The 14,472-nt window shown below is 61.9% G+C and carries 18 protein-coding genes and 3 pseudogenes; 10 read left to right on the forward strand and 11 right to left on the reverse strand.

Annotated features, from left to right (window positions below; all coding sequences use genetic code 11):
• The coding region (locus BM288_RS14030) for a DDE-type integrase/transposase/recombinase (protein WP_113684533.1) at positions 1-298 on the forward strand (298 nt) is incomplete at its 5' end.
• Between the two features lie 18 nt (positions 299-316).
• Here BM288_RS14030 and BM288_RS14355 read toward each other — a convergent pair.
• The 3 genes and pseudogenes from BM288_RS14355 to BM288_RS14710 all read right to left on the reverse strand — a co-directional run.
• Complete coding sequence (locus BM288_RS14355; protein ID WP_143103119.1) at positions 317-934, reverse strand: hypothetical protein; 618 nt, start codon at positions 932-934, stop codon at positions 317-319.
• 79 nt (positions 935-1,013) lie between these two features.
• The gene (locus BM288_RS14705; RefSeq protein WP_235362347.1) at positions 1,014-1,454 is read right to left on the reverse strand and encodes a helix-turn-helix domain-containing protein; all 441 of its coding nucleotides are present in this window, start codon (positions 1,452-1,454) and stop codon (positions 1,014-1,016) included.
• Positions 1,455-1,529: 75 nt separating this feature from the next.
• A pseudogene (locus BM288_RS14710) lies at positions 1,530-1,949 on the reverse strand (DUF6597 domain-containing transcriptional factor); the annotation flags it as partial.
• Between BM288_RS14710 and BM288_RS14045 the strand changes: the two are divergent.
• Together BM288_RS14045 and BM288_RS14050 are read left to right on the forward strand one after the other, a co-directional pair.
• Positions 1,891-2,412, forward strand: a complete 522-nt coding sequence (locus BM288_RS14045) for a VOC family protein (RefSeq protein ID WP_049620407.1) — start codon at positions 1,891-1,893, stop codon at positions 2,410-2,412. The pseudogene BM288_RS14710 and the gene BM288_RS14045 overlap by 59 nt on opposite strands.
• A 39-nt stretch (positions 2,413-2,451) precedes the next feature.
• Complete coding sequence (locus BM288_RS14050; protein WP_092919877.1) at positions 2,452-2,976, forward strand: DUF1697 domain-containing protein; 525 nt, start codon at positions 2,452-2,454, stop codon at positions 2,974-2,976.
• Positions 2,977-3,006: 30 nt separating this feature from the next.
• Here BM288_RS14050 and BM288_RS14055 read toward each other — a convergent pair whose 3' ends face one another.
• Complete coding sequence (locus tag BM288_RS14055; protein ID WP_049620405.1) at positions 3,007-3,975, reverse strand: AraC family transcriptional regulator; 969 nt, start codon at positions 3,973-3,975, stop codon at positions 3,007-3,009.
• A 146-nt stretch (positions 3,976-4,121) separates the two neighbouring features.
• Between BM288_RS14055 and BM288_RS14060 the strand changes: the two genes are divergently transcribed.
• Entirely contained in the window at positions 4,122-4,985 is an 864-nt protein-coding gene (locus tag BM288_RS14060; protein ID WP_049620404.1) for an NmrA family NAD(P)-binding protein, read from the forward strand.
• A 14-nt stretch (positions 4,986-4,999) separates the two neighbouring features.
• Positions 5,000-5,482, forward strand: a complete 483-nt coding sequence (locus BM288_RS14065) for an anthrone oxygenase family protein (RefSeq protein ID WP_092919879.1) — start codon at positions 5,000-5,002, stop codon at positions 5,480-5,482.
• Positions 5,483-5,507: 25 nt separating this feature from the next.
• Here BM288_RS14065 and BM288_RS14070 read toward each other — a convergent pair whose 3' ends face one another.
• Together BM288_RS14070 and BM288_RS14745 are read right to left on the reverse strand one after the other, a co-directional pair.
• Complete coding sequence (locus BM288_RS14070) at positions 5,508-6,440, reverse strand: FAD-dependent monooxygenase (RefSeq protein ID WP_197077864.1); 933 nt, start codon at positions 6,438-6,440, stop codon at positions 5,508-5,510.
• A complete protein-coding gene (locus BM288_RS14745) occupies positions 6,358-6,813 on the reverse strand; it encodes an NAD(P)-binding protein (RefSeq protein ID WP_083078715.1) in 456 nt (151 codons plus the stop codon). The genes BM288_RS14070 and BM288_RS14745 overlap by 83 nt, the downstream gene beginning before the upstream one ends.
• A gap of 30 nt (positions 6,814-6,843) precedes the next feature.
• Between BM288_RS14745 and BM288_RS14750 the strand changes: the two are divergent.
• A pseudogene (locus BM288_RS14750) lies at positions 6,844-7,041 on the forward strand (GntR family transcriptional regulator); the annotation flags it as partial.
• 99 nt (positions 7,042-7,140) lie between these two features.
• The gene (locus BM288_RS14075) at positions 7,141-7,809 is read left to right on the forward strand and encodes a TetR/AcrR family transcriptional regulator (RefSeq protein WP_235362322.1); all 669 of its coding nucleotides are present in this window, start codon (positions 7,141-7,143) and stop codon (positions 7,807-7,809) included.
• A gap of 13 nt (positions 7,810-7,822) precedes the next feature.
• On the opposite strand, the gene BM288_RS14080 is transcribed toward BM288_RS14075, so the two are convergent.
• Positions 7,823-8,422: a TetR/AcrR family transcriptional regulator C-terminal domain-containing protein gene (locus BM288_RS14080; protein WP_010889966.1), complete on the reverse strand. Its 600-nt coding sequence runs from the start codon at positions 8,420-8,422 to the stop codon at positions 7,823-7,825.
• 38 nt (positions 8,423-8,460) lie between these two features.
• On the opposite strand from BM288_RS14080, the gene tet(Z) reads away from it, so the two are divergent.
• A complete protein-coding gene (gene tet(Z), locus BM288_RS14085) occupies positions 8,461-9,654 on the forward strand; it encodes a tetracycline efflux MFS transporter Tet(Z) (RefSeq protein WP_114950139.1) in 1,194 nt (397 codons plus the stop codon).
• Between the two features lie 47 nt (positions 9,655-9,701).
• Here the strand turns inward: tet(Z) and BM288_RS14090 are convergent, their stop codons facing one another.
• The 3 genes and pseudogenes from BM288_RS14090 to BM288_RS14095 all read right to left on the reverse strand — a co-directional run bounded on the left by BM288_RS14090 (position 9,702) and on the right by BM288_RS14095 (position 12,131).
• A complete protein-coding gene (locus tag BM288_RS14090; protein ID WP_197077863.1) occupies positions 9,702-10,364 on the reverse strand; it encodes a methyltransferase domain-containing protein in 663 nt (220 codons plus the stop codon).
• Between the two features lie 48 nt (positions 10,365-10,412).
• Positions 10,413-10,553, reverse strand: a pseudogene (locus BM288_RS14755) (putative RNA methyltransferase); the annotation flags it as partial.
• A 963-nt stretch (positions 10,554-11,516) separates the two neighbouring features.
• A complete protein-coding gene (locus BM288_RS14095) occupies positions 11,517-12,131 on the reverse strand; it encodes a TetR/AcrR family transcriptional regulator (protein WP_049620400.1) in 615 nt (204 codons plus the stop codon).
• Positions 12,132-12,190: 59 nt separating this feature from the next.
• Here BM288_RS14095 and BM288_RS14100 point away from each other — a divergent pair, with 59 nt between their 5' ends.
• The gene (locus tag BM288_RS14100; protein ID WP_197077862.1) at positions 12,191-13,408 is read left to right on the forward strand and encodes a beta-ketoacyl-[acyl-carrier-protein] synthase family protein; all 1,218 of its coding nucleotides are present in this window, start codon (positions 12,191-12,193) and stop codon (positions 13,406-13,408) included.
• 21 nt (positions 13,409-13,429) lie between these two features.
• Here the strand turns inward: BM288_RS14100 and BM288_RS14105 are convergent, their stop codons facing one another.
• On the reverse strand, positions 13,430-13,999 hold the full coding sequence (locus tag BM288_RS14105; protein ID WP_092919881.1) for a CDP-alcohol phosphatidyltransferase family protein: 570 nt from the start codon (positions 13,997-13,999) through the stop codon (positions 13,430-13,432).
• A 174-nt stretch (positions 14,000-14,173) separates the two neighbouring features.
• On the opposite strand from BM288_RS14105, the gene BM288_RS14110 reads away from it, so the two are divergent.
• Positions 14,174-14,472: IS6 family transposase (locus BM288_RS14110; RefSeq protein ID WP_048277315.1), on the forward strand; the 299-nt coding region annotated here is incomplete at its 3' end.

Raw genomic sequence — 14,472 nt, forward strand, 5'->3', positions numbered from 1 at the left:
CCGGGAGACGGCCCACCGGCAGGTGAAGTATCTCAATAACGTGATCGAGGCCGATCACGGAAAGCTCAAGATACTGATCAAGCCGGTGCGCGGTTTCAAATCGATCCCCACGGCCTATGCCACGATCAAGGGATTCGAAGTCATGCGAGCCCTGCGCAAAGGACAGGCTCGCCCCTGGTGCCTGCAGCCCGGCATCAGGGGCGAGGTGCGCCTTGTGGAGAGAGCTTTTGGCATTGGGCCCTCGGCGCTGACGGAGGCCATGGGCATGCTCAACCACCATTTCGCAGCAGCCGCCTGATCGGCGCAGAGCGACAGCCTACCTCTGACTGCCGCCAATCTTTGCAACAGAGCCGTCGAGTCGATGATTCAGCGCAATGTATGTCGGCCACCCGCTCGTCTCACCGTCGTCGTAGTCCACGGACGACCGGTGGATCGAATACGGCACGCCGTGCTCGAAGACCCACCGGTTCTCGGCCCGCAGGCCACGGAAGACGCTCAACCTGACGACGAGCACGCCGACCATGATGAGCAGCCAGACCGTCACGGCGGCCCAGCCCAGCCCGAAGTTCCACGGCGGCTCGTTGTTCTCGACGGGGAAGAATGTGCCGGTCCAGCCATCGCGAGGGTCGGCGATCGACCCCCAAATCATGCCGCCGAGCGCCGCAACCGGCAGTACGACCCAGAATATTGGTGCGTAGATCAGCTCGACACGGCGGGAGTCTTCCTTGCCCGCCCATGCCGTGACCTCCTCAATCGACTCAGGGACGGGCACTTCGCCGGGGCGCGCGGGCCCGTTCGGGCGGTCGGCCATCACCTGCGCCCAGATCGCCGGGTACGTTGCCGCGCCTTTCTCGGCGAGCTGCTCGATCGCATCCTCCCGCCCATCGCCATCCGCCGGGCGCATCGTGACCTCCTCGTCGAGCTCGGGAGGCATCTCGATTCATCGCGGTACGGGTTCAGCGGCTGGGTGCTCCCTCGCCTCTCATCATGCTATCCGACTACTGCTCCCGGTCTCAGGTCTGCTCTGTGGCCTTGGCGCTGTCACGTCGGTACACACTTGGCGCGAGGCCGAGAACCGTACGGAAATCCGCGGCAAGGTGGGCATGATCTGCATAGCCGAGTTCTGCCGAGACCTGTGCGATTGTGAGCGAGGGATCTTCTCGCAACCGCTGAGCGGCTTCTTGGAGACGATACCGGCGAATGATCGCGAGCGGTGGAAGCCCCACATAACGCCTGGCGAGACGCTGCACTGCACGAACCGATACCCCCAGGTGCGTTGCAACTTGATCGATGCGGACGATGGTGCGGTCTGCAGAGATGAGGTGCTCCATCTCGTTGGCCAGCATGCCCTCGGCATCCGGTGCCGAAAAGCGTTCGGCGGCCCACGCTGTGAATGCTGCGATAGCGTACTCCCGGCCGGTTGCCTTATCTGGGTGATGCATGGCGGCCGTCACGGTCGTATGCAGTTCGGGAGCGTCGAAGACAACCGCGGAGTTCTTGATACCGTGTGGATCTGCGTGCAGCGAGGCGATTCCGGCCGGGCGGAGCGACGCACCGACTGCCCACCCGCGGCCGCGGAGATCTTGATGGGATACCCCGGTGGTCGGGCCGTGGAGCCTCACGCTGTCACTTTGAACGACCAGATTCGACGCCGGGAACGGCAACACTGTCTGCCGGGATGTTCGCCCCGGTGGAAGCTCCCAACGCGGCACCCAGAACCAGCGGATCCACGCGTCGATGTCTTCGTGTGCAGGTGCTCTGTGAAAGGACGGGAGCTTAGTCGGGTAGAGGACGCCTCGTCCGTCAGTGAGCTCAGCCACGGCACCCCCCGTTTCAACCTCGTCGTGAATCTTCAAGCCACCGTGGTCGTCCCTCACATACGCTCGAAGCATGAACGAAGATAACTTGCACCAAGCTGGTGTTTCTGGCAACCACACTACCAATGGCATCCCGCATGGGTCGACGAGCCTGACCCCGTTCCTCGCCGTCACCGGTGCCACCGATGCCGTCGAATTCTACCGTTCGGTGTTCGGCGCTCGCCTCGTCGACGCCACCGAGATCAACGGTATCGTCGTCCATGCCGAGCTGGACTTCGGTAACGGCAAACTGCAGCTCGGCGAGCCCAGCCCTGATTACGGCCTCGTGCCAGCCCCGTCGGGCGAGGGCGTCTGCTATTCGATGGGCCTGTACTGTGCGGATGTCGACGCCACCGTGAAACGAGCAGAACACGCGGGTGCCACGATTCGTGAAGCGACGAGCACGTTTGTTTCCGGCGACCGCTTCGCCTCCATTCTTGACCCGTTCGGAGTGCGCTGGTCGATCATGTCCCGTGTCGAAGACCTCTCCGAAGCAGAAAGCATGGAACGAGTCGCTGCCTGGGCGGCGGAGCAGGAAACCAGCGAAGCACTGTAAGTAGGTGACGGGGCGGCTGGAGAAAACGAGGGCACGCGCATGGAGTATGTGGCCCTGCTGCGCGGGGTGAACGTCGGCGGCATCACGATCCGTTCGGCGGACCTCAGAGAGCTCTTCGCTGGGCTCGGCTTCGACAATGTGCGCACCTACCTCGCCAGCGGTAACGTGCGCTTCACTTCGGACGCCGCAGAACGTGCGGAGCTCAAAGCAATGACCGAGCAGGCGCTTACGGAGCGATTCGGCTACGAGGCCTGGATCGTGCTCGTCACCCTCGACGAGCTTCGCCGAGCCCGTGATGAACTGCCCTTCGACTCTGCCGACACCTCCCATAATTCCTATGTGATTTTCTGCGCGGACGGAGTGACGAGGGATGCACTGGTGCAGAAGTGCCATGATCTTCCGCGCGGGGAAGAACGCATACTGCCCGGCCCGGGCGTGGTCTATTGGAACGTTCCCGTGGTCGACACGACGAGATCGCCGTTCGGCAAGGAACTTGGCCGCGCCGCCTGGAAACGTACGACCACGAATCGCAACATCCGCACCGTCAACAAGATCGCGGCGTGAGCCGCGACAATGAGGATCGCACCGGAGCGATCACACCCCAGAAGCCGCGCATTGTTCGCGGCGCACTGCGCCTGGTGTCCGTCCGATGATGCGTGTGAAGGCGCGGTTGAATGCCGCTTCGGAGTGGTAGCCGAGTTCGGTGGCGAGTCGGGCCGCGGTGGTGTTCTCTTCACGGAGCCGGGTGTGGGCGATGTTCATCCGCCAGCGGGTGAGGTACGCGATCGGTGCTTCCCCGACGAGCTCTGCGAAACGCGTGCTGAATGATGAGCGCGACATCGCTGTGAGAGTTGCGAGTCGTTCGAGCGTCCATTCGTGACCAGGGTTGGCGTGGATTGCTTCAAGCGCTCTGCCGATTCGTTCGTCTTGCACGGCGCGTAGCCATCCGGTGCCGGTGTCGGGAGCGGTGGCGAGCCAGGTGCGGATCGCTTGGATGACGAGGATATCGGCGAGTCTGGTCGCCACGGCTTCCCCGCCGGGCTGTGTGCGGGAGAGTTCACCGGCCATGAGGCGCAACGTGTCACGGATCGCTCCGTCGGCGGAGGCAGTGTCACCGCCGACGGACAAGAGCTGTGGGAGCGCACGCATGAGCTCTCGTGCTGCGGGGTCGTCGAACGTGACGATGCCGCAGATCAATTGGCCGGGGCGGCCATCGCCGCCGTGCTGCAGGCGGGAGTAGCGGTCGGTGAGGTACTGCTGCGGCAGGAGATCGACGCGAGGACCTGACGGCGCGTCTGGCGCGCTGGCGAGATGATGTCCGAGTCCATGTGGCACGAGCGCGAGGTCTCCTGCCCGCAGCTCGCAGGGTTCACCGCCGGGCAGTCGGATCCAGCAGGTACCGGCGGTGACGACGTGAAAGCTGATGGAGTCGGAAATGGCTGGCATCTCGAGTGCCCAGGGCTCGGTGAGCTGGGCATGGCAGTAGAACGTGCTGCGCATTCGAAGCGTGTGCAGTACTCGGGCCAACCGATCCGTGCGGCCGGGCGTGACGGCATCTTCCATGCATACAGCTTCGCATGGATGGTTACGATAGTTCCGCCCATTTCGGTTGAACGAGCAAGAATATTGAATTCTGAGTCATAGATTTACCTTCGTTTACCTCGTACTGTCGAACTATTAAGTGAGTTATACGACCGAAGGGAAACGCGATGTACGTCATTGCTGGGGCAACAGGCAGAGTCGGATCGAATGCGGCAAGGCAGCTACTGTCCGCGGGAGCGGAAGTGCGGGTGCTCGTGCGCCGCAGGGCTGATGCCGATGCCTGGGAGGCGCAAGGAGCCGGAGCACGCCTCGTCTCATTGGACGACCGTTCCACACTGACTGAAGCGCTTACAGGTTGCGCTGGGTTCTTCGCCCTGCTTCCGTTCGATCTCACGGTCGACGCTCTCGACGACCACGCGGAACGTCTGATCGAGTCGATCGCTGGGGCCGTGGCCGACGCCGGGGTGCCGCATGTCGTGCTGCTCTCGTCCGGGGGTGCGGACCTTGCCGAGGGTACCGGACCGATCGCAGGGCTGCACCGCATGGAAGTCGCTCTGCGTGCAACGGGAACGGTGCTCAGTGCGTTACGCTCGGGTCACTTCCAGGAGAAGCTCACCGATGTGCTCGATGCGGCTCGCGAGAGCGGCATCTACCCCGTGTTCGCAGGTTCGGCGGATATGCCCATCCCGATGGTCGCCACTGCTGACCTTGGAGCAGTCGCCGCCGATGTCCTGCAATCCCCTCCAGGCGTGAGCGAAGCAATTGATGTTCTCGGCCCTTCGTATTCGGAGCGAACTGTTGCTACGGTGTTGGGTCGCGCACTGGGCCAGGAATTGACGGTCGAGCTGATCCCAAAAGAAGCATGGGTGGACGCATTTACCGAAGCAGGCTTCCGGTCGCATATCGCAGTAAGCCTTGCCGAGCTGTATCAAGCTGATCAACAGGGGCTGCTCGCGCCACGTGGCGACCGCCGGGTTAGCGGGCATACGCCGATCGAGGTCACGATCGACCGCCTCCTCCGGGCAAACTGAAGAGGCAGACAGAGATGTCCGTCCTTCTGACGAGCATGCTCTCGGTCGCGACCGTCACCAATGGGCTGCTCGCAGGAGCGTTCTTCGTATTCTCCTGCGCCGTCGTTCCCGGCCTCCGACGTGTAGATGATCACACATTCGTGCGCGCGTTCCAGACGATCAACCGCGCGATTCTGAACGGATGGTTCTTGAGCATTTTCATCACGGCTCCCATCACAGGAGTTGCCTGTGCCGCATTCAGCGTCTGGTGGAACGCGCCGTTCCCACCCACGCTCATCTGCACTGCTGCAGGTGGATCGTTGCTCACCTTCATCATCACGGCAGCAAAGAACGTGCCGCTGAACACCCAGCTTGATCGCGCGACGTGCGGTAACCCGGAAGAGATCCGGGCTGCACGCCAAGCCTTCGAACGCTCATGGGGGCGCTGGAACTTCGTCCGCACGCTCGCCAGCGTCGTGGCGCTCGGCTGCCTTGTCATCGCGGAGATTTCAATATAGTCAGACGCCTCCAGGTCGAGGGCTGTCATGCCGGTGTGTAGTCAGGCAGGTCAATGTCGGACGCTTTGCTGAACTGTTTCTCCATGAAGCCTCGCATAGGCCAGCGTGTTGCCCACGACATCGACGCCTGCATGAACCGGATCGCAAGAGCCGTCATCGGCGCATATCCGCCAGGCCCGCCCGCAAGCTGCTGCGCACCCTCGACATACGGGCGAACGAGGCGATCGTACGCCGCGAACGCAGCGGCATGGTCGCTTCCGTCTCCGAGTTCTCCGGCGAGCACATAGGCGCCCACCAGCGCGACGCTGGTGCCGAGCCCGCTGAGCGGGGTCGGACAGGCGGCTGCATCCCCGATCAGGGCAATGCGGCCATTCCACCAGCGAGACAGTTGAACCTTCCCCATCTCATCGAACGAGAAATCCGATGCCGAGCGCGCGGCCTCGAGCAGCCGCGGAACATGCCATCCGACACCACCGAACCGATCTTCCAGGAGTGCGATCTGGGAGGCGCGGTCGCGTCGGTCGTGGCCGACCCTCTCTCCGGGGCGGGTACGAAAGCTCAGCGCTGCTTTGGACTCACTTGGCTGGCTCCCGGGCCTGATCGAGGCCACGAGTCCGCCGGTGTGGTTGTACAACTGATACCAGTTGTCGAGTTCTTCGAACGCCGGAGCGGTGAACCATGCCGTGTACAGCCCGAGCGGATGGACGAAGTCCTCTTCCCGCCCAAAAGCGGCCGTCCGAACTGCCGAATGTAAGCCGTCGGCGCCGATGACGAAATCGAAACGCTGTGGGCGTGCGCCACGGAACGTGACATTCACGTAGTTCGAACTCTGCGCGAGCTCGGTGATGGTGTCGTTGAAGATCCACTCGATACCGTCACCGAGCTGTTGGTAGAGCAGGTCGACGAGATCGCCGCGGAGGATCTCGATCTCCGAGATGAATCCTTCTCCCGAACGCATCCGTCGGCATGGCGGCGCGTGTCTGGCCGTGTGCGTCGACCCAGGACATGCCCGCCTGCTCGAGGCCGATCGCACGCGCCCCATTGAGCAGCCCCATACGGTCGATGACTGTGCGTCCGGCGCCGCGCAGGTCGACGGCTTGACCGCCGGGCCCTGGGCTGGGAGCGATCTCGACGATCGTGACGGAGAATCCGTGCCTTCGAAGCCAGTAGGCGCATGCCAGTCCTGCGATGCTTGCGCCAGAGATGAGTACTCGTCGTTCATTCATATTCATGACGCCAAACCTAAGGAAGGCCTGAGATGGTGAGCAAGCTCGTACTAGTACAGCGATGCTGAGACCTGCTCCACTGTGACGGAATGGCAAGGTTCTCATCGCTTGCCAACGCTGGTGTTCTAGTACAGGATGGCAAGGGTGGGAACGTCATCTGCGGAGATCGCTGCCGAGCTGCGGGCGCAGATATTTGCTGGAGAATTGCGGCCCGGGGAGATGCTTCCTTCTGCCAGGGAGATCACTGGTACGTGGAATGTCGCAATTGCAACGGCCAGTCGTGTGCACGCACTACTGCGATCCGAGGGACTGGCGACACCGGTGCCCGGTGTCGGAACGGTCGTCGCGACAACGGCACCAGGGGCAAGGGGTGGGCGCAGCTCACGAGACGCACCCCAGCACCCACAACGGCGGCAGCATGTGCAGCGTCCGGTGCCGGAAGCAGATGATGCCGTTGCGGAACGCATCGTAACTGCCGCTGTTTCCATCGCCGATGTCGAGGGTATTGACTCGCTTTCGATGCGGAGGGTCGCGAATGTGGTCCATATGGGGTCGGCCACGCTATATCGGTTCTACCCGAGCCAGGAACATCTGCTTTTCGCGATGATGGATCGTGCGCTTCGCGATTGGTCTGCGGGTGATGAAGTCGGGACCTGGCGTGAAGATCTGATCCGCGGACATCGAGAGCTGTGGCGAGTGTTCCGACGGCATCCGTGGCTTGCTCCGCAGCTTTCCGTCACACGCCCGCAATTAGTGCCCGCAGCACTCGTCTTCGCAGAGTGGGTGATTCGAACACTCACTCGGGCGGGTATCAGTGCCGAAGAAGCGATGGAGACGCACATTCTGCTCTTCACGCAGGCGCGAGGCACGGCAATTTTGCTCGAGCCCGAAACAGAGGCAGAATCTATCACCGGTGTCGATGCAGATACCTGGATCGATGAGCGTATCGACAAACTCGAGCAACTCAGTTCGAATGAGAACCACGCCGCGCTGAAATCCTTGATCGGCTCGGGTTATGCCCTCGATCTTGATCGTGCCTATGAGCGCGGTCTGGCGCTTATGGTGGACGGGATCTTTTCCCGTCTCGCGCGAACCCGCTGAGCGTCGAATGAGGTCACGATTCGCTCGAGGTCAATGACGCTGTGCGGGAGTGAGAGAATCCGTCGATCAGTGCTGTCAGGCCGAAATCGAATTCCCGGTCGCGTTCAGGAACGCTCGCATTGCCGACCTCTGCGGTTTGCTCCTCCAGTACGACACCGACGGTGTATCGGCTGACCGCGATGAGCATGCTGATGGCTGTCTGTTCATCGAATCCCTGAGACACGAGAAGCCCGACTTGCTGACCGGAAGCCTCAGCTCCTTCGTCGGTGTCGTCGCCGGATGGTCTGCGGTGGTGCTCAGCGTGGAGACGCGCACCGTCACGGACCGCGTGTAGTGCGTGGCGGAAACTTCTTGCGTTTCGCAAGAGAAATGCGTCCCATTTCTCGTCGGACTCGGGGAAGGAAGCGTGATGCTCTCGGTCAAGCACGTCGCTCGCCAGCGCTGCGAGGAGTTCGGCCTTCGTGCGGAAGTGCCAGTAGAGGCCGGGCTGCTGTACCTGTAAGTGAGCCGCCAGCGCGCGAGTGGTGAAGCCATCGAGCCCAGTCTCGTCGAGCACCTGCCGGGCCCCGAGCAACACGGACGTGCGGTCGAGACGCTTCCGGTGGTGAGTCATAGTTGCACTTTATCATCGATAACTTTATCTTAGATAAAGTGACTGCTCGCTACTCTCATCGTGGAATCCTGACAGCCGTGCTCATCACGGCGACCCTCGATGCTGCAGGGCTGGGCCTCGTGATGCCGATCTTGCCTACCCTTCTCGACCAGGTCGGTGCCCCCGACGACATGATCCCACTGCACGTCGGACTACTGACAGCGCTCTATGCGATCATGCAGTTTCTTTGCGCCCCGATCCTTGGCCGACTCTCTGACCGTTTCGGACGCCGCCGCGTGCTTGTCGCCTCCCTCGCAGGCGCGACGATCGACTACCTCGTGCTCGCACTGACGGACACGCTGTGGGTCTTTTACCTCGCCCGCGCGGTTGCAGGCATTACCGGCGCCACGAACGCCGTCACCGCGACGGTGATCGCCGACATTACTCCGCCGGATCAGCGCGCAAAACGCTACGGGTGGCTCGGCGCATGCTACGGCGGTGGCATGATCGCGGGTCCCGCCATTGGCGGTCTTTTCGGCGGGGTCTCACCGCATCTGCCATTCCTCGTCGCCGCCGCGCTCGCCGGAATCACCCTCGTACTCAGCGCGAGTCTTCTGCGTGAGACGCGGCCACCGGGCAGCAACGGCTCGCACGCACAGCAACCCGGTACGGCGAAGCGAACCGCAGTGCCGGGGATGCTTATCCTTCTCGCAGTCTTCGGCATCGTGCAGTTCATCGGCCAAGCACCAGGCTCCACCTGGGTGCTCTTCACGCAGCAGCGCCTCGACTGGAACCCCGTCGAAGTCGGCGTTTCGCTATCCATCTTCGGAATGGTGCAAGTATTCGTGCAGGCGGCACTGACCGGACGCATCGTGTCCCGGATCGGCGAGACCCGGGCGATCCTCGTCGGTATCGCCGCAGACGCCATTGGGCTCATCGGCCTTGCCCTCATCGCCAGCACATGGGCGATGCTACCGATCCTCGCAGCGCTCGGACTCGGCAGCATCACGTTGCCCGCACTGCAGACGCTGCTCTCGAGACGCGCGCCCGAGCAGCAGCAGGGACGCCTGCAGGGAACACTTGCAAGCCTGAACAGCCTCACCTCGATCATCGGCCCGGTCACCTTCACCGGCATTTTCGCACTCACCCGAACGAATGCAGACGGCACCCTCTGGATCTGCGCCGCAGCGCTCTACGTTCTCTGCGCCCTCCTGATGATCCGTGAGACATGCGCCTCACGGCGATCTCGATAACCGCGCTAAGGTGCCATCCCGATGCGACGGGATCGCTCTGCCACCAGTCAAGTCTCCCGTAGCCGGTATGAGCTGACAAGCACGGATATGGTGACTCGCTCGGGCAGGTCGTCGTCCGAGACCTCTGCCGGGGTGATGTGCCGCGCACTCGGCGTCATTCCGAGCAGATCGCGAGCCGTTTGCGGTTCAATCTCTGCGATGTAGCCGACGTGTTGATCTCGCTCCTGTTCGAAGAACGGTGCCAGGGCGTCATGCAGGCGTTGCTCCTTGGAAACATCGATAGTCACCGAGTCGGGCACATCGCGGCGCAACTCGGCCAGGTGGTCGACCGTCGGACGCACCACGATCAGGCTGCCGTTCGGGCGGAGGACCCGGTGAAACTCGCCGGGGTTGCGCGGAGCGAACATGTTCAGCACAGCATCCACCGACTGGTCGGCCAACGGATACGGGCGGAACACGTCCCAGCTCGCTGCGGCTGCTCGCTCGTGGACGCGCGCAGCGACCCGCAGCGCACGCACCGAGGAGTCAAGCCCCAGGCCGCGAGCCCCGGTCACTTTGTCGAGCGCACCGGCGAGGTAGTAGCCGGTACCACAGCCAACATCGAGAACTATGCCATCACGAGGGATCGTATGAGACACCATCGTCGAGACGGCCCGGCGTATCGGCTCGTAGGCGCCGGTCGCGAGGAAACGTTCTCGAGCTTGGATCATCGGCGCATCATCCCCGCTGATCGCATTAGTCCCAGACAGTAGGCTGACGTAGCCGTGCCGAGCGATGTTGAAGGTGTGTCGCTGACGACAACGCAGTGCCCCCGGTGTCAGTTCGAGGCGACCGGCGCAGATCGGGCACCGGAGTGAGTCACGGATAGCGCTGAGGCCAGGTGCGGCCAGGGCTGACATGATGGTCTACCTCTCTTCGGTCGAACGACGGTGTCAAAGACGATCTCGGCCTTCTGGGGGCGAGACAACGACTCTCACACAGTCATCGGCGGTCTTGTGGGATCCGGAGTTGGAAAGTTGGTTGAAGTCTTAGGAGCCGTCTTGCACATTTACGGGTACAGGACTGCCTTACACGGGGTATCCGTAGCGAAGTAGCAAGATGATTCCGGACGCAATCGCGAAGACGAGAAACGTCAAAGCAATCCAGGGGCATGCCCAGCGGCTGGTCGCATACGTACCACGCTTCAGAGGTGGAAACATGGTGACGAGACCGGCGACTTGAACAACAGCGAGCACAAGGTAGGACCAGTCTTCGAATATCCATGCCAGGGGAATAAAATGCAACGCCACACATATCCCGATCCACCACCCGTACCAGCGAGTCAATCCCCGCCGGGCGAGAAAAATACATCCGACACCGATGAGCACAGCTTCAGCAAGAACAATGAGACCAAACACCCAATAGCGACCCTCGAGAGCAGTTGGTGTTGTCCAATTGCGCCATACGAGGAGCCCGGCAGCTATCGCGATAAGCATTCCCAGCACTGAACCCGTACCGAGGGCGCCTCGGAGCCGAGGTTTGGGGTCTTCCTGGGACCACCCGAGCCATGCAGCGGCCATCATGGACAACCAGGCGACCGCGAATGCTTGATCTCGTAAGAAATCCGTTAGCATGTATCTCCTCGTACACCACGGCGCCGTGAAATGTCGGTGTATCCAATTGTGTCACACGAAGTTGCCCGATCTCTTGCTCGACCGTCGCGCAGTTCAATTCGGGACAAGCTGATTTAGATATTCGACGAGCCCGTACCCGCGGGCGACTTCGTGCTCTGTTAGATAGTGCGAGGGCGAATAGCTAGCGAGCACGAACACGGTCAGCTGTTTGTGGAATCATTCGCTGGCAAGAGTCGTTCGCGTAGCTGTTCATTCAGCATCACCTCTTTGCGCTTCATCAGCGGCGTGAATGGACAATGTGGCGGCCACATCGACCGATGAGGGACCTCCGGGAAAACCGGCCTGGGAGATGATCACAGCCCCGAAAACGGCGCTCCAAAAGGTTTTCGTGGCGCGGTCGATGTCTTGGTCTATCGTCCAGTGCTGCTCCCATAGCTTTCTTACTAAGAACTGCTCTGACTGGCGAAACAGGACATTGAGTCCAGCTTCAACTTCTGGCTGCAGCGTGGGGTTCCCGCGCGCGAGTGCGAGGGCGCTCACTACAACCGTTATTGACGGCATGGTCAGAGCAGTTCGGGCAAGGACTCGCTTCATGGCATCCGGCGTGCTGGCTCTACGCCCGGCTTTCTGCAGCCGCTCCGTATCTCGCAGAAGCAACCCGAATGCGACATCAACGTACAGTGCATCCTTGGACCCAAAGTGATGAGTGATCTGGTTGGGATACACCCCAGCCGCCTTTGCCAACTCGCTCATTGTGACCTCTACAAACTTGCGGTCTGTGAAGAGCGTCATTGCTGCGGCACGAATTCTACGGCGCGTGCCCGCTCCTCGCACCACTTGCTTGCGCTGGTTCTTATCGCTCACGCATCAATTGTATGTGATACAGTTCAACTTGATCATCATACAAGTTAGGGAGAGTCTTGATGCGAATTGCAATGACGGGGTACGGGGCGGTAACCCCGCTGGGGGCTGATGTAGAAGCCCTGTGGTCCGGGTTGCTTGAGGGGCGCTCTGGCATTTGTGAACTCGACGGCCTCGGCGACACATGGGCCAGTCTCCCGGTGCGTGTCGCCGCTCCGGTAACGACTGATCTCGAAGTGGTGCTCAGTCGCGTTCGCGCACGGCAGCTTGACCGCAGCCAGCAGTTAGCGCTTGCTGCGACCAGAGAGGCATGGCTTGATGCAGGCCTTTGCGACATAGACCCCGAACGTCTGGCTGTCGCAGTGGGCACTGGTGTTGGTGGCGTAGAGACACTCCTTGAGCAGGATGACGTGCTCGAGAGCCGGGGTGCGCGTCGTGTTTCTCCACGCGCCGTGCCCATGCTGATGCCCAACGGTGCCTCGGCTCAGATCAGTATCGAGTACTCCGCGAAGGCCGGTGTGTACACTCCGTCTTCGGCCTGCGCATCCGGAGCCGAGGCTATCGCCTTGGGAGCACGACTCATCGAGGCTGGCGAGGCGGATGCGGTAATTGCAGGTGGTGTTGAAGCGGCAATCACCCCGCTTACTCTGGCGGGCTTCGCGCAAGCGCAAGCGCTCGCGAAGCCCGACGGCGGCGACGTCACGTGTCTTTCCCGCCCATTCGACGCCAACCGTAGAGGCTTCGTGCTGGGTGAGGGTGCCGGGATCGTGATCCTTGAGAGTGAGAGGCACGCTGCCGCACGCGGTGCCCGCGTCCACGCCTGGCTCGCCGGTTGGGGCATCACCGCGGACGCGCACCACATCACCGGCACCGAACCAAGCGGACATGGGCAGGTCCGCGCCATTCGCAAGGCACTCACAGTGGGTGATCTCACGGTGAACGACATTGACCATGTGAATGCCCACGCGACCGGGACAGTCGTCGGGGATCGCGCTGAAGCACAGGCGCTCGTTGAAGTTTTTGGGGAAGACATCAACGTCACCGCCCCGAAGGGTGCGCTCGGGCACTTGGTCGGAGGGGCGGGAGCCGTCGAAGCGATCATCACGGCACGAACCATTGAATCAGGGATCATTCCCGCGACTGCCAACCTTCAAAGTATTGATCCCGAGATTCATCTTGACGTGGTCACGGAGGCTCTCCGCACTCGGGTCGGGGCAGCGGTCAGCAACTCCTTTGGGTTCGGCGGACAGAATGTGACGCTCGCAATCTGCTCAGCATAGAACCATTCCTCCGAGGCAATCTTATGCTTTGCGGGGGCCGCACATGATGGAAGAGAGGTAGCCGATTCCTGCGAGGAGGTGGAGAGCTGCTCCGATGACGCAGAATGCTTGACCGGCGACGCCGAATAGATGGAGGTTCGGGATCGCTCCGAGTCCGACGAGCAGAATGCCTGCCATCAGGACGGCCGTGCGAATCTTTCCGATCCATGACACTTCGGGAGCATGGCTGGGGCGGACCATCAGGTAGGTCACACCCAGCGCTACATCTACCGCTGCGATGCCGAGCGCAACCCAGATGGAAACGTGGCCAGCCATGACAAGTGCCAATGCGATCACGGCCACACCGATACGATCAGCGACCGGGTCGAGCACGGCACCGGTCTTGCTGGTCTGGCCGAGCTTGCGGGCGAGGGCGCCGTCGACCCAATCACTAGCCCCGAAGATCGCCAGGAGTACCACGGCGAGCACTGGTCGCGAGCCGTCCACGAGGAGGACCGCGACCGGGGCGACGAGCGCAAACCGGAGCAGCGTGACGGCGTTGGGGATCGTCGCCCAGTCGCGAGGGCGCTTGCTGTCTGTGGTGCGATTCATGGGTGGACTCTCTTTCGGTAGCGAATAAGCAGCCAGCCCGTCACGACAATGGCGAGGACTGCCAGAGTTGGGAGTGTGAATTGTTCGACGGCGTCAAGGAGGGCGCTCCCGACGGCTCTGTTGCAAAAATCGTGAAGCTTGAGCATGCTTGGCGGAGATTGGACGGACGGAACGATGACGGATTTCAAGTGGCGCCATTTCCAGGGTGATGTGATCCTGTGGGCGGTGCGCTGGTATTGTCGCTATCCGATCAGCTATCGCGACCTTGAGGAAATGCTGGCGGAACGCGGCATTTCGGTCGACCATACGACGATCTATCGCTGGGTCCAGTGCTACGCCCCGGAGATGGAGAAGCGGCTGCGCTGGTTCTGGCGGCGTGGCTTTGATCCGAGCTGGCGCCTGGATGAAACCTACGTCAAGGTGCGGGGCAAGTGGACCTACCTGTACCGGGCAGTCGACAAGCGGGGCGACAC

This window comes from Agrococcus baldri (assembly GCA_900114805.1).
Taxonomy (GTDB): domain Bacteria; phylum Actinomycetota; class Actinomycetes; order Actinomycetales; family Microbacteriaceae; genus Agrococcus; species Agrococcus baldri.

What these genes read in the sequence shown, in the direction of transcription:
- BM288_RS14355 (WP_143103119.1), bottom strand. Translation starts at nt 934, where the DNA reads ATGCCTCCCGAGCTCGACGAGGAGGTCACGATGCGCCCGGCGGATGGC.
- BM288_RS14045 (WP_049620407.1), top strand. Translation starts at nt 1,891, where the DNA reads ATGAACGAAGATAACTTGCACCAAGCTGGTGTTTCTGGCAACCACACT.
- BM288_RS14050 (WP_092919877.1), top strand. Translation starts at nt 2,452, where the DNA reads ATGGAGTATGTGGCCCTGCTGCGCGGGGTGAACGTCGGCGGCATCACG.
- BM288_RS14055 (WP_049620405.1), bottom strand. Translation starts at nt 3,975, where the DNA reads ATGGAAGATGCCGTCACGCCCGGCCGCACGGATCGGTTGGCCCGAGTA.
- BM288_RS14060 (WP_049620404.1), top strand. Translation starts at nt 4,122, where the DNA reads ATGTACGTCATTGCTGGGGCAACAGGCAGAGTCGGATCGAATGCGGCA.
- BM288_RS14065 (WP_092919879.1), top strand. Translation starts at nt 5,000, where the DNA reads ATGTCCGTCCTTCTGACGAGCATGCTCTCGGTCGCGACCGTCACCAAT.
- BM288_RS14070 (WP_197077864.1), bottom strand. Translation starts at nt 6,440, where the DNA reads ATGCGTTCGGGAGAAGGATTCATCTCGGAGATCGAGATCCTCCGCGGC.
- BM288_RS14745 (WP_083078715.1), bottom strand. Translation starts at nt 6,813, where the DNA reads ATGAGAACCTTGCCATTCCGTCACAGTGGAGCAGGTCTCAGCATCGCT.
- BM288_RS14080 (WP_010889966.1), bottom strand. Translation starts at nt 8,422, where the DNA reads ATGACTCACCACCGGAAGCGTCTCGACCGCACGTCCGTGTTGCTCGGG.
- BM288_RS14090 (WP_197077863.1), bottom strand. Translation starts at nt 10,364, where the DNA reads ATGATCCAAGCTCGAGAACGTTTCCTCGCGACCGGCGCCTACGAGCCG.
- BM288_RS14100 (WP_197077862.1), top strand. Translation starts at nt 12,191, where the DNA reads ATGCGAATTGCAATGACGGGGTACGGGGCGGTAACCCCGCTGGGGGCT.
- BM288_RS14105 (WP_092919881.1), bottom strand. Translation starts at nt 13,999, where the DNA reads ATGAATCGCACCACAGACAGCAAGCGCCCTCGCGACTGGGCGACGATC.